The organism is Bradyrhizobium sp. ARR65, from assembly GCF_000472385.1.
Taxonomy (GTDB): Bacteria; Pseudomonadota; Alphaproteobacteria; order Rhizobiales; family Xanthobacteraceae; genus Bradyrhizobium.
Window position 1 is genome coordinate 1 of sequence record NZ_AWZU01000043.1, and the last position, 14,022, is coordinate 14,022.

Below are 14,022 nucleotides of genomic sequence, written 5' to 3' on the forward strand. Positions count from 1 at the left end.
ACGATATGGCCGAGAGCACCGGCCGGATGTAAGAGACGGTCAACCAGAATGGCCGGTGCCCGTCTGCGAAAGACACTCTCCCGGCCATTCATTGTGCGGGAGACGAGCATGACACTCATTTTGCTTGGTGTGCTCCTAGTTATCGGCGGCGTGCTCCAGATGGCGTATCAGCCGATCTGGCGAGGCCGACTAAGTGGTAGAAGACGACTGCGCCCTGGGCCACCCGNTGACACCCTGGAACCTGAAAGACCGGCGAGCGGCTTTGGAATCAGATCGAATTGGCCTGGACTTGCGCTGGTCGCGCTTGGCGTCGCTTTCTTGCTGGCCGGGGCTGCAATCTGACTTTGAAACTAACGTCATTAGCTCTCTCGGGCGTTGTGCGGTATCTCTGGAAAGCGCTTTCGGTGCTCAAGCCACGTCTGTTTCTGTGAAGATGCTATGGGGCGAGTGGCGAGGACATGGCACCGTGGTCGCTGTTCAACGGCTACCGATGGAGCTCACCCATGTCGCAACATTTTCGTTTTGACGCGAGCAGATCGCTCACCGCTCTCGAGCAAGATAGCACAATCGTCGCCGTGATTGAGATGAGTCAAACGAAGTGGCTGGTTGCGGCGCTTGTTCCCGGCATCGAACGCCAACCCGTTAAGAAGTTCGATGCCCACGAGGAAACGCTGCTGAAGCTCTTGCATCGTTGGCGCCAGGAAGCCGACCAGGCTGGGCGCAATATCAAGCGTATCGTCGTTGCCTTTGAGGCTGGTCGCGACGGGTTCTGGCTGGCGCGTTGGCTGCGGGCGCGCGATGTTGAGGCTTACGTCATCCATCCTACCAGCATCGCGGTGTCGCGCGAACACCGGCGCGCAAAGACCGATCGATACGGAACTTCTGATGCGCGTTTTTCTCGGCTGGCTGCGCAGCGAGAAGCGCCATTGCAGCATGGTGGCCATCCCGACGATCGAGGAGGAGGACGCGAGGCGACCGAACCGCGAGCGCCAGAATCTGGTCACTGAGCAAACGCGGATTATCAACCAGATCAAGGCGATATTTTCCCGCTTCGGCATTCGCTCTTTACGGCCGACCATGCGCAAGCTTACCGAAGGGCTTGAAGATTGGCGCACGGCGGAAGGCACGCCATTGCCACAGAACACACTTTTGGAGCTGCGCCGCCATCTCGCGCCGCTACGCTTCGTACGCGACCAGATCCGCGCAGTCGAACAGGAACGCCAGCGCAAGCTCGCGGTGGCTCCTAAAAGCGCGGACGCGATGGTCTGCCTGATTGCTCGCGTCCTTGGCGCTGGTGTCGAAACGGCAGACATGCTGGTCAACGAGATCTTCTCGCGTCACTGGCGCGATCGCAAAGCCGTCGCTCGCTACGCCGGCCTCCTCGCCCGACGAGAGCGGCAGCCGTCGACGCGAACGGGGTCTTGCGCGCGCTGGCAATGTCCGCGTCCGCAGCGGCATGATCCAGCTGGCTTGGCGTTTTGTCAGGCTCCAAAAGAACAGCGCCCTGGCCCGATGGTTCGCGGCGCGAACCGCCGACGGACGCGCCAGCACACGCAAGACGATGATTGTGGCACTGGCGCGCAAGCTGCTCATCGCCCTCTGGCGTCTCGTTACAAGGGGCGAAGTTCCGCAGGGCGTCGTGTTACGTCCAGCGTCATGAACGACAGCATGGAAGGAGAGCAACCATAGGACAAACGGTTTGGCAGCCTCATGCAAGGAGGGCTGCCGACAAAATCCGAGGTGGCGGTGTCCCGACGTAAAACCCATGGCTTCAAATGCCGCTGTGAAGATTGGGTCTGCCGCCCCGGAGCTTCGCCGACGATGCGCATAACTGCATCATGGTGCGATCCACACACGGATCGACCGAATACAAGGTTGTGGCGCGACTTCCGCGCCCCGATGGCAAGCTCCGCTCGGATCAGTCGTGCCGATCTTCAGGCTGCAAGACTACTTACATCGGTGAAAGGAGAGAGGCCCCCGCAATAGCGATCCACAGTGCCGCGAACAGCGCCGAATGACCTTGCTACGTCGCGGCAACAATTATGATAGCTCGGACCGCGCATTCGCCGTCAAGCCCCGCGCCTTCGGCGCGCCGCAAGCGGCTTTGGGGCTTGACCGCTCAGCGCTGCCGAGCAAGGGGCTGTCCATGCCGCAAATGCAATCTGGTGACGTGACAAAATGACTCAACAGCACCGACACTCTCTCCTTGACACCAATAGGCCCCATACAAGGGTTTCGGATGCCGGCCGCTTGAGGAACGGCGCCGCGTGCTCGGCGGCCGGCGTCCGAAAGCCTCCAAGGGAGGAAACCGCGCTCAAGGGACGTAAGGCCGTGCCGCAGGCGGCTATGGGGATTTGAGCGCCGCGGGCGAGCTGGCTGATTTGGATCGAGCCGAGGCAACGAGTTGTGCAACGGTGAAGCGGCTGCCGAATGAGCGACCGACGGCGTCGATCTCGATAGGTCGTCGGACGATTTGCGGCGGGCGGCGGATATCAGAGCGTGCCTTGTCGTGGCTGGTCGAGAGGCAGCGAGCACGGCGAACGGATTTAGGGGACTGTGACGCCGTCATGAGGTGTCGACCCTGATGCGGTTTCGTTGGGGCTGTCGGCTGATGCCGTGGCGTTGCACCGCGCGCGAACACCTCGATGATGATCATGCGACCGCCGCAGCAGGGACAACTCGGCTTGCCGGGATCGACGGCGGCACTCGTAGGCTGGCCGTCAGGTTTTGCAACGGCGAGCAGCTCCCGCGCGCGGGCGATGTTGCCAGCGCAAGAGCCTTTGGCGAACAGGCCGTAGTGGCGGATGCGATGCAAGCCTTTTGGCAGGACGTGGATGAGGAAGCGGCGGATGAATTCGAAGGTCTGGCGCGAGCTTGTGGGCGTGCTTGATTGTCGAGCTCCGCCGCGGGGAGTTTGTTAATTTATACGCTGAGAGATCGAAGATGAGGCTTCTTTCGAAATCGAAAATGCTGGTGTATCGCCAATGTCACAGGCGTCTATGGCTGGAGGTTCATCGGCCTGATCTCAAAGAAGATAGCGCGGAAAGTGAGGCCCGTTTTTCCGTGGGACACCAATTGGGTGATCGGAGACGCTTCGGGTGGAGCTTGGTCTCGCTGATCGACCAGTTTGCCGAACACGACGTCGCCGGGGCCGACCGCCAGGCGCGTCCGGATGAAGCTGCCGACCAGGTCCCGCAGCGGATCGTAGGCCTTATCCTCCCGTCCGAACTCCAGCACCTGGTAGATGCGCCCCACCAGGGCTGCGGCCCTTCGTTGCCTGACCGCGAATAGGGGTAGGTATCGCGCAAGTGCTCAAGAAAGGCTTCGACGCCGGCCTGGAGCCGGCTGACCCGGCGCAGCACACTTCCTGAACTGAAAACCCTGCCGTCGCCGGCGGGGTTTTGTTTGTTCCAGGTTAATGGACCAACTTTGCCCCCAAAACCGGACATACCTGTAGGGGACGTACTTTGCCCGTCGCTGCACACGGCTGCAGCACCGACCAAAGTAAGTCCCCGAGTGCCCTGTAAGCCGTTGGATTCTCAAAATCTGAATTCCATGGGACTGGCGAAATCGGAGGATTGCCGGGCAAAGTGCGTCCCCTAATTCAAGCTCTTCCGAACGACTCGGAAAGGACCGTTCGCTCTAGGGTCAAGCGCCGCCGTCATCTTGGCGGGCAAATAAAAGTTCCCGTTATCAATGACTTAGACCCGCGTGCCGCGAGTTAACGACGAAACGGGGCGCCGGTTGAGGCTTTCTCCGAATGGCACCATATTGCGAGGATGTCGAAGAGTGCGTTCGAGAACCTGACTGCAGCCGTGACCACGATCAACACGCCGATGCCCTTCCGCATCGACGAAGACACTTTGCTGGCATGTCTGAAAGGCCAAAATTTCGAACAAAAATGGCGCGTGTACGTGCAAGCGTTGTTTGATGAGGTCGATGTTTCCGTGATTCACAATCTCGTCGTCGATCATTTCGTGTCGTTCGACGATCTATTGAAGGCAATCGACACCTGGGAGGTCACGGACTCCGAGAATGAAAGATGGATCAGGGAGATGGCTTCCTTCGAGGTGGGAAGATCTCATGCAGAAAGCGCTGATCGCACTTGATAGTGTGGAGGGCGGGCCCGGATCCTGGACGTTCGGTGGCGGCACTGCCTTGGCGCAGATCCTGGGTCATCGGATCAGCTACGACATTGATATTTTCTCGGATTCAAGCACTGTCTTGAAGAATCTCGCGCCCAATATCAACCCGGTGACGAACTCGCTTTGCGATACGTGGCAATGGCCAGGCAAGTATCTGAAACTCATTCTGCGCGACGTTGGTGAGATCGATTTTCTGAACGCCCCATCGTACATCGATAATCCAACGTATCAAATGAAGTTTGGCGACCGCTCCATTGCTGCGGAGCGGTCTGCAGAAATCGCGACCAAAATTTTAGTCTATCGAGCATCGACATACACGGCGCGCGACACCTTCGATCTTGCCTCGATCTACTTGTATGATCGTTCGGCTCTACGGGAGATTGCACAATGTCCGGCAGTCACCGATCACGTCGTGTCGTCCGCTCTGAACAGGTTGAATCTTGCGAAGCGCCAGTATCAATCGGAAATGAGAAAGCTGATTAACTCAATTTCGCGGGGCGAGGAATTCATCTACAAATCCTGCGATGTTGCACTGGAAGCTCTCGCGGAGATTCGGAATCTGATCCCAAAAAATGAAGCCGAACCGAACAACGGGATGCAGCGTAGTTGAAATCGCGTGCCGAGGCGTCGGGCCAGCACGTCGACTAGGCGGCCCATTGGCCCCTAATCGAAAAACCCGCCGTTGTCGGCGGAGTTTTGTTTGTCTCAGGCTAGTACCTACTTTGCCCCCATTAGGGGACAAACTCATAGGGGACCAACTTTTGCCGACGAAGATAGGCCCCCGGCACTGCTCCGTCGAGACAGACGATGGGCAGCATTTCCCGCGCATGCCGACGAGACGAGCGCTTGGCAGCGGAGCGAGACCCTTGATCGGGCACCGTCGTGTGGGTCGGTTTGTTAAGGCTTCCTTGAACATGGGTGTGCATATACGGAGCCAGCATCTGGTCCGAGGACCCCCATGAGACATTGGGTCAGCCTGACATTGCTCGCGGTATGCTTGCCTCTGGGGCTGTCATTTGCCTTGGCCGCGGCGGGAGAGCCAGGCGAGCTCGGGCACATCCGCGCCAATTATCGTCGGCCAGCGGCTATCCCATTTCCGAGCAGCAATCCGTACTCCGATGCGAAATCCGCGCTTGGACAAATGCTTTTTTTTGATCCGTTGCTGTCGAGGTCCAAAACTCGTTCATGCGCGACATGCCACAATCCATCCCTTTCATGGGGGGATGGCCTTTCACATGCAGTCGGCGAGGATCCGAAAGGGCTGCCGCTTCGCGCGCCGACACTGATCGATGTGGCCTTCACGGAGCCGTTGGGCTGGGACGGGAAGTTCAAGAACCTCGAATCGGTTGCGTTTGGTCCGATCACGAATTCGGCCAACATGAATCTTACCGAATTAGAATTGACTGCACGTCTCTCCGCTATCCCGGCTTATGTCGAAGCATTCGCCCATGCATTTGGAGACGGCGCGATAACACGGCCCCGGATCGAAGCGGCGCTGGCGACATTTGAGCGCACCATCGTCGCCGGCGAGTCACCATTCGACCGCTGGATTATGGGGGACGAAACCGCCATCAGCGCGGCGGCAAAACGCGGCTTTGACATCTTCAATGGCAAGGCGCACTGCTCCGCTTGTCACAGTGGACCGTCTTTCACGGATGGATCATTTCAGGATATCGGCATCGCCAAGGGCGACGATATCGGACGCGGGCGGTTGTTTCCAACATCACAAAAGCTGCGGTACGCGTTCAAGACGCCAACGCTGCGCGATGTCGCGCGCCGCGCGCCCTATATGCACAACGGATCGGTCGCGACCTTGGCCGATGTCATAGACCTGTACGATAAAGGCGGGATCGACCGCCCAAGCCGCTCGCTATCGATAAAACCTTTGTCTCTTACCGCGAGCGAGAAGAGCGACCTGGTCGCCTTCCTTCAAACGCTTACCGCGTCCTCATCGGTTTCGGCCGTGCCAATGTTACCGCGGTGAGGGCCTGATCGGATTGCAGTCGGAAGCCGGTCACGACAGGTGCGGCAATGCCGATCCCAGCAAGCCGAACCCGAGGAGAAGAAGCGCGCCAGCGCAGGTCTCCAAGGTCTCGGTGCGTGATGGATACAATTTTGCTCCGAACGTAAGTGCGGAGCCCATCGCAACCGTTACAGCACTTAGAACTCCGAACATACGCCTGGCTCCAATTCGAGTTTTGTCTGGCCTCGACTACGACAGATCGAATTGAGGCGCCGTGGCGAAAATCGGTAAAATCTGAATGGCTTGTAACAAGGGTCATGAAAAGACGCCGCAGCGTGGGCGCCGTTAACCACGAAACAGCCTCTAGCTGCCGGCGCAGCGCAAAATGCTAAAATCTAAGATAAGTTGAACAAGTCGTTAATGGGCGGGCAGTTATTGGAATGTTCAGTGGTTGGGGACGGGATGTTGTCTCGACATCCGGCAGATTCTCCCATGCTTTCAAATACTTTGTGGCGTTTGCTTTTTGCGTTGTAGGGACGCGGGATGCCAGCGCCCACGTGAAGTGGTTCTGTGCTTATGACGTTGCCGGGCAACCCAGAGGGCTTGAAAATGTCCTGTGTCAGGATTTCGAGCTGCTTCTTGGCACTGCCCTGCTGTGGTTCTTTGCGGGCTGCCTGGTTGAGCGCACCGCCGTGGGCGAAGCGATGACGCGCGCCCTCAACCGCGCGACCTGCGGATTGCGGTTGCGCACCGAGGGAATGATCCGTGCTGCCTGCGGTTTTTTCTTCATCTCGATTTGGGCTGCGGGGGGCATCTTGCTGACCCCCGAATTGAAAACGACGTCACCTCTCGCAGGACTTTTGCAGTTCGCAATCGCTGCGGGCATGCTATCGCGACGCGCACTGCCTCTCTCGGCGGCGGGGATAGTCGTTTTGTTCGGGATTGCCGTACGGGATTACGGCGCCTTCCATCTTGCCGACTATCCGATATTTCTGGGCATAGCCGCCTACCTTGCTCTCGTCGGGCTGCGGGAGAAGGAACTGTTCGGTATTCCGCCGCTCGACATCGCACGATACGCGACCGCGGTGACGTTGATGTGGGCCTCGGTCGAAAAGTGGGCCTATCCGGAATGGAGCTTCCCGCTTTTTATCGGGCACCCGGGTCTCAGCCTTGGATTCGATAGTGAATTCTATATGCGCGCCGCAGGAATGGTGGAATTCACACTCGCTTTCGCTTTGATTTGGACGCCCCTTGTCCGGCGCTGCGCGGCGGCCGTGCTTGCGGGAATGTTCATCAGCGCCTGTTTCGAATTCGGGAAGCTTGACACCATCGGACACTCGATGATCATCGCCCTCTTGTTCGCGATCGTCTGTGACAACCGGCCCGTTGAGAGCGACCGCCGTCGCCCTTGGCTCGCTCCCGTCGGGCTCTCCGCAGCGCTGACAGTCACTCTCCTTGCCTATTATGTCGGTCATGCCGCAATTTTCGGCACATCGATCCTCTAAGGTCGCTAGTTGGTAACGTGCACAATTAGCTTCATCTTCGGATGAATGCCGCACAGTACCATGTAATCGCCGAGCACGGGAAAGATGACGTCGAACTTGCTGCCCGGTTGTTGATCGCCGGAATCAAAATTGAAGGTGTCGGAGCTCAAGTACGCGTGATGCAAGAGCTCGCCGTCATCGTTAAAGAATCGTAAAGTCTCGCCGCGCTTGATCGCAATGTCCCCGGGGCTAAATTCTCGGTCCTTTTGCGAGATGAGATACGGGCCTGCGCCTAAAGCGGCTCCTGTGAGCACGCCCGCAACAATTGCTGCGGTCATTAGGGCACCAACTGATTTGCCAACACGCACACCGCGCAACAGCCATGATTGCATTTCAGCTCCACTTGAAAGATGAGCATTACGCTTCGGGTGATCCGAAAGCGTGATGCCGGGATTACCTGGCATGACGATTATTGCAAGCTGGTCTTAACGATTTCAGCATCGGTTCCAGTCATTATGAAAAGCAATTTCAGGTAGCCGATACCCTTGCGCTGGCAGTCTGCCGGGCGGCGCAGAGCACAGTTTCCAATTTCTTAATTAGAGCGAAAAGCGCGGACATGAGCTTTTTCGTCAATTGCTTTGTCAATCGGAAGACAGGGGGCCTCGCGACGTTTCGAGACGTGAGCGGTCGCTTTTCCCGCGTTGCCCTAGCAAAGCGTTCCATACGAGCGCAAATCCTAGTCTTTTGTCTTTTGATGACCGCCATTGCGGCGGCCCTCGGCGGCTACGCCACGCTGGGAATCCGCCACGCTGGGGACTTGGTCGCCAGGACCTTCGATGAATCGCTGATGTCGATCAACTACGCACGCGCGGCTGGCGCGGATTTCGCCGCAATGCGCGTCGCGTCGGCACAACGCCTCACTACAAGTGATCCAGTGGCCCGTGCAAGGCTCGATGATGAAGTTGATCGGTGGGCAAAAACGCTTTCGGAAGATCTGACAGTTGCAGCGGAGCGGTCGCAATCTGCACGCGCAGCAAAGGCTGCCATCAAAGTTCAGCAAGCGGCGAACGCCTGGATGGCGCTTCATCACCAAGCGCTTGAAGCGTACAAGGAGAACACCGCGAAGGGGGAAACGAACGTTCCGGATTCGCCGACCGCCGACGTTGATCGGTATTCCAAGATCGTGAACCAGCAGATCGAGTTGCTGGTCAACTATACGGCTGGCGATGGCTTTCTATTCCGGCAGCACGCGCTCGCAACGATCAGAAGGGACCTGCAGCTCAACGTGACAGGGCTGACTGTTGCCCTCTCGCTGTCCTGCCTTTTCTCGTGGTTATTGGCGCGTCGCATCATTGGGCCTGTCGCGATCGCGTCGAAGGCGGCAAGAAGTATCGCTGATGGTGATTTGAACGCCGATATTCCCGAGGGCGGCAGCGATGAGCTCGGCACCCTCCTCACCGCAATGGGAATGATGCGGGACAACATCAGGACGATGGTTGATCGAGAGGTGTCGCAACGGCGTTCAGCGCAAGCGAGGCTTTCCGATGCTCTCGAAAATTCTCGCGAAGGCGTCGTGCTGCTGGATGCGGACGGTCGGATCGCCCTCGCTAACTCGCGGGCCAGCGAGTTCATCCGCAGCTCCCCGCAGCTCTTGGATTCGAGTCTCCAGTCCGAGCCCATCGGCGCAGGCTCGACGGCCGCAGGAATGATGAATCAAACTTTCGATAGCAACGTCGATGGATCAGCGAGCGAAGCCCAGCTCCCAGATGGGCGCTGGCTGCGCGTCAGCCGAAGTCCGACGCAGGAAGGCGGCGTCATCGTTGTCTATAGCGACATCAGCGCTCTAAAGCGGCAGGAATCAGAATTGCATGCTACGAATCTGAAGCTCGATGCCGCGCTCACGCATATGTCACAAGGTCTGTGCCTTTACGACAGTGCGGCACGGCTGCAGGTGGTCAATCGTCGGTTCTGTGAGATCTTCAATATTTCGCCTGAGCTTGTTGTGACTGGCATGGCGTTCGAAGACATTCTCAGCCTAAGCGTTGCCGCCGGAAATCATGGCAACCAGACGCTAGCCGATTTGCTGGCGGAGCACGAAAGGCTGCTAACCGATAACGGGGGTGGCAATTATTTGCAGCACCTCAGCGACGGACGTATCATCTCCGTTGCTTACCGAGCGACATCTGACGGTGGTAGGCTTGTGACTACTGAGGATGTGACCGAACAACAGAGAGCCGAATCTCGAATCGCATTCATGGCTCGCCATGATGCTCTGACTAGGCTGCCCAATCGGTCATTGTTGGCGGAGCGCCTTGTACAGGCGATCGCAGAAGCTGGCCGGGGTTCTGGCTTTGCGGTGCTCTGTCTGGATCTCGATAACTTCAAACAGGTCAATGACACCCTGGGCCACCCGTTAGGTGATGAGCTGCTCTGCGAGGTCGCCGACCGACTGGGCGCCTGCGTCCGAGAAATTGACACGGTTGCTCGTCTGGGCGGCGACGAATTTGCGATCATACAGGCTGACGTCGAAAATGCCGCTGATGCCGAACATCTCGCTCGCCGTATTGTGGAGTGTGTCGGGGCACCCTATGAATTGAGCGGCCATCGCTTTGTGACTGGGTGCAGCATCGGAATCTCGCTGGCGCCGGGCGACGGCACGACCGGTGAAAAGCTTCTGAAGAATGCGGACATGGCATTGTACCGGGCCAAGATGGATGGTCGGGGAACCTGGCGGTTTTTCGAGCCGGCGATGGACGCGAGCCTGCAGCGACGCCGGGCTCTAGAACTCGATCTTCGCGAGGCAATGAGCAAAGACGAATTCGTTTTGTTCTACCAGCCGCTTTACGACCTGCGCCTGGACCGGATCAGCGGCTTCGAGGCATTGTTGCGCTGGCGCCATCCAATAAGAGGGCTGGTGTCACCGGACCAGTTCATCCCGATCGCAGAAGAAATCGGTCTCATCACGCGACTTGGTGAATGGGTCCTCAACCATGCCTGCGAGCAAGCAGCCAGCTGGCCGAACGAGATCAAGCTTGCAGTCAATGTCTCTGCGGTTCAGTTTCGTGATTCGGACTTTGTTAAGATCATAGAAAACGCACTCGCTGCATCACAACTATCCCCACACCGACTTGAACTCGAGATCACCGAGTCTGTTCTCCTTTCGAATAGCGCCGAGACGCTTGCAACACTGCATAAGCTGAAGGCGCAGGGGCTGCGTATCGCGTTGGACGACTTTGGTACTGGCTATTCCTCCCTAAGCTATCTGCGCAGTTTTCCTTTTGACAAGCTCAAGATCGATCAATCGTTCGTCCGCGACGCAACGGCGACCAGCGGATCGAAATTGATCGTCCGAGCCGTGATCAGTCTCGGCAAGAGCCTTGGTATGACGACAACAGCGGAGGGCGTCGAGACGATTGAACAGCTGAACCAGATGCGCGCGGAAGGCTGCAACGAGGCGCAAGGTTTCTTGCTCAGCCGTCCAGTCCCCGCCACTGAGGTGGCAGCAATGATTTTGACGTTGACAAGCGGCATCAACAGAGATGACCTAAGGAATGCAATGGCCAGTTAGCAAGGATGCCGAAGTATTTCGGAAGCCGTAGAAGATTCGAGGCCGTGCAATCAGGTCAGATCCTAACCACCACCCGGCCATGCTGTCGGTGAAGATGCGGCCTAAGAGCTGTGGGGTGTGATCGTAAGGGCGCCCGACGAAGCGACTCGGTTGCTATCTACATGGGGTCGTCGCTCTAAGCGGAGGCTGCGATGAAAATCCCGTAGCAGCGCGTTGCCGTCACAACCCTTTACGTTGCTGACCTGTTGTTCAGCGACGGATACTTCGGCGCGCTCCTCCCACGCATCTTCATGCAACTGCGGCCTTAACATTCGAAATGCAGCATTGTCGCGTCTACCTTCTGGACGAGCAGGGGCAAATTTTGAGCATTGATCTGGAATCCTGCGATGACGGTGCCGTGAAAGAAGCCGCCAGCGAATGGCGGGGGATCGCGATGCGGAGCTCTGGCAGCAGGATCGGCCCATAGCGGTATTCGGGCGGCGGTCAGGCTCCTCGCCAAAGCAGCCGTGCAACATCAACTGAGGACCGACACTGCGTGCAATGTTCAACATTCCCCTGTTGCTGCGCGAAACTGCGACGAGCTGATGGTGCTCGCTCTACGAGAGCGACCGGGCGTGGGAAGTAGGAGGCGCAAACCGCGATCACCAGCACGCCATGCTGTCGAAAGAGACCTCCCCAACCAAATTCCCGTGGTGCCACGCCCCGTGCTGAATTATTCTCACCAGCGGCGTCGGGATGCCGCATTACCGAGCTTACCTTTTGGCTCAATACCGCCGCGTCATAAGCGTGCAATGTGCCGACGAGCAGGAAGCAAGAGAACGTGCCGAGCAATTTGTTGACAACAACGACGTCGAACTATGGCAACTTGATTGCCGCATTGCGTTATTTGAAGCCATCATAACCCGAACCTTGAAAGAGGCGGGACATGAAAGACCTCAGCGGGCGCAGGACGTGACTGAGCTTGGAAAGAAAGAGAATGGGCTTCTTGCAGTCCTGGGCCAAGTTCTCGGCGGAAGGGCCCCCGTCCCCGCAGCTAATGCAGCTGAGCCTCCAGATGCGCCGAAAGCGTCGGAAGTAGTCCGATTCAAGCCACCTGATCGGACCACTTCAACCGCCCAAAAGCGCGGGACCAGTCCAGAGCATCTTCAAAACCTTATCCTTGCCGCGTTTCGGCAGATCGAAGGATTCCCAAAGAACGGCGTGTCGATCACGGTGTATGGCCTTCATCCTTGGAACGCGATGATCACCTTCGCGCCAGGTTCGAGTTCATTCAAGAACGCTACGATGTATCGCGAAATGCTGCCGCAGATCGTCGCAAAATTGCGAGAGGACTTCTACGTGAGCTGTGGATAGGGCGGGGCTAAGCACACTGAGGGACACCGGACAATCCAAAGGCTTCGCGCGGAGACGAGCGCATAGATCGCCGTGCACAATTTAGCCTCGCCGACCGCAGCATTGTATGCGCCGGTCCAATCTGCCGCCGTCCCGGGTCTCAGCCTATCAAGGCCGACAATTTGGACCCGGCCGACCCGCTTCTCGACCATGTTCCGACACTTTGCAATCCTAGGGGATTGCGTCTAAAGATGTGGCGAGGGAGCTAAGTGGGGCTGTATTGTCGGGCGCATTTCATTTTGCGGCTGTCTCTGAACGAGATTGCTGTGCTTGTTATCTTTGTTCACGGTCTCACGGGCGACCCGGTAGACACCTAGACTTCCTCTGTCGCGAGCGAGCCGGAGGGCGGGTATTGGCCACAGTGGCTCGCGGCGGACCTGCCCTCACTCAGCTTCTACACGCTAGGCTATCCCGCCAGCGTGTCCGCACAGTGGGCCAAAAAGGAAATGAGCCTGCACGAGCGTGCGAAAAGCACCCTCGAACTGCTTGCCGGTTATTCGTTCGGTGCGCGTCCGATCGTTTTCATCTGTCATAGCTTGGGCGGCCTTCTCGTCAAGCAAATGATGAGAACAGCAGCAGAATCGAGGGACGCCTCTTGGACGAGCATTGACGAAAGCTGCGTCGGAGTATTCTTTTTGGCAACGCCACATACGGGTTCGAGCCTTGCCGATCTGCTCAAGGCGTTTGCGGGCAGGTTCGCGTCGGTACACGTTGAGAAGCTGACCACCGACAGGTGGCGACCACCGAGATCAAGTGCGACGCGTGCGACGGAAAGGGATACCCTCCGTGCAGGTGATCGCTCCCGGCCGAAGTATCTATCCGGAGCCCTGCAAGGAGTGCGGCGGCAAGGGGCGGGTGTCCGCGTGTCCATCCGCGTTTCCGACCGCTATCGTGGGACGATCTTCAACGAGCCGCAGCACCCCTTTGCACTGCGGGCATTCGTAGGTGGTGATGACGTACTCTTGGGTGATCGGAACGCTGATGGTCGGACGGCGCTCGACGTCACAGCCTGTGCAGACTGGCTTGGAGGCAATCATCGATTGAAATACTCGAGCTGAGAAACGGGAACAATCTTAGTTGAACTCGGACAAATTTGCAGGACCGGAAAATCACGGGGCCGGCGACGCACGACTGACCGGGGATTCTGACATCGCTGCGGCCTCTGCCGATCAGTGACTACGGAATGATCCGGAGTTTTCTTTCGGGCCGCGCCCTCTCATCTTGTGGGGCATGGGTCGACCCGTCCTCATCAAGTGTCCCAATACCGGTATGCAAGTCCAGCACTGGCTTGCCGAAGCGCCGGACGAGCCAAAGGGCTCGTATCGGCAGTTGGTGTGCCCTGCATGCGCTCGGCTCCACTTTGTCAGCGCGGAGACCGGCAAGCTTCTAGGCGAAGCACGGCGCTAGGAACGAATTCCGGCTCTGGCGCGCGAATCGACGCCTCGCCGAATTTATCCAGGATCCGTGATT

Annotated in this window: 9 protein-coding genes and 2 pseudogenes; 8 read left to right on the top strand and 3 right to left on the bottom strand. The window is 58.0% G+C overall.

All coding sequences use genetic code 11. From position 1 onward, the window contains the following. The first annotated feature begins 503 nt into the window (after nt 1-503). Nucleotides 504-1,660: pseudogene (locus tag F758_RS48345) on the top strand (IS110 family RNA-guided transposase). Nucleotides 1,661-2,565: 905 nt separating this feature from the next. On the opposite strand, the pseudogene F758_RS50005 reads toward F758_RS48345, so the two are convergent. Further along, a pseudogene (locus F758_RS50005) lies at nt 2,566-2,857 on the bottom strand (transposase); the annotation flags it as partial. A 140-nt stretch (nt 2,858-2,997) separates the two neighbouring features. Next, nucleotides 2,998-3,255 carry a hypothetical protein gene (locus F758_RS51065; protein ID WP_024511850.1) on the bottom strand — a complete coding sequence of 86 codons (258 nt, stop codon included), beginning with the start codon at nt 3,253-3,255 and terminating at the stop codon, nt 2,998-3,000. Nucleotides 3,256-3,815: 560 nt separating this feature from the next. On the opposite strand from F758_RS51065, the gene F758_RS0132775 reads away from it, so the two are divergent. The 4 genes from F758_RS0132775 to F758_RS0132790 all read left to right on the top strand — a co-directional run bounded on the left by F758_RS0132775 (nt 3,816) and on the right by F758_RS0132790 (nt 7,613). Beyond that, nucleotides 3,816-4,109 (top strand): hypothetical protein, encoded by a 294-nt coding sequence (locus F758_RS0132775; protein ID WP_157450249.1) that lies wholly within the window; start codon nt 3,816-3,818, stop codon nt 4,107-4,109. Next, a complete protein-coding gene (locus tag F758_RS46735; RefSeq protein WP_024511852.1) occupies nt 4,084-4,755 on the top strand; it encodes a nucleotidyl transferase AbiEii/AbiGii toxin family protein in 672 nt (223 codons plus the stop codon). The genes F758_RS0132775 and F758_RS46735 overlap by 26 nt, the downstream gene beginning before the upstream one ends. A 348-nt stretch (nt 4,756-5,103) precedes the next feature. Further along, the gene (locus F758_RS0132785; protein WP_024511853.1) at nt 5,104-6,129 is read left to right on the top strand and encodes a cytochrome-c peroxidase; all 1,026 of its coding nucleotides are present in this window, start codon (nt 5,104-5,106) and stop codon (nt 6,127-6,129) included. Nucleotides 6,130-6,665: 536 nt separating this feature from the next. Next, nucleotides 6,666-7,613: a hypothetical protein gene (locus tag F758_RS0132790; protein ID WP_502689196.1), complete on the top strand. Its 948-nt coding sequence runs from the start codon at nt 6,666-6,668 to the stop codon at nt 7,611-7,613. Between the two features lie 5 nt (nt 7,614-7,618). Here F758_RS0132790 and F758_RS0132795 read toward each other — a convergent pair whose 3' ends face one another. Next, on the bottom strand, nt 7,619-7,984 hold the full coding sequence (locus F758_RS0132795; protein ID WP_024511855.1) for a methylamine utilization protein: 366 nt from the start codon (nt 7,982-7,984) through the stop codon (nt 7,619-7,621). 224 nt (nt 7,985-8,208) lie between these two features. Between F758_RS0132795 and F758_RS0132800 the strand changes: the two genes are divergently transcribed. From F758_RS0132800 to F758_RS46745, 3 genes are all read left to right on the top strand, one after another. Next, complete coding sequence (locus F758_RS0132800) at nt 8,209-11,160, top strand: EAL domain-containing protein (RefSeq protein WP_024511856.1); 2,952 nt, start codon at nt 8,209-8,211, stop codon at nt 11,158-11,160. A gap of 735 nt (nt 11,161-11,895) precedes the next feature. Next, on the top strand, nt 11,896-12,513 hold the full coding sequence (locus F758_RS46740; protein WP_024511857.1) for a hypothetical protein: 618 nt from the start codon (nt 11,896-11,898) through the stop codon (nt 12,511-12,513). 485 nt (nt 12,514-12,998) lie between these two features. Next, a complete protein-coding gene (locus F758_RS46745) occupies nt 12,999-13,610 on the top strand; it encodes a lipase family protein (RefSeq protein WP_024511858.1) in 612 nt (203 codons plus the stop codon). The last annotated feature ends 412 nt before the right edge of the window (nt 13,611-14,022 follow it).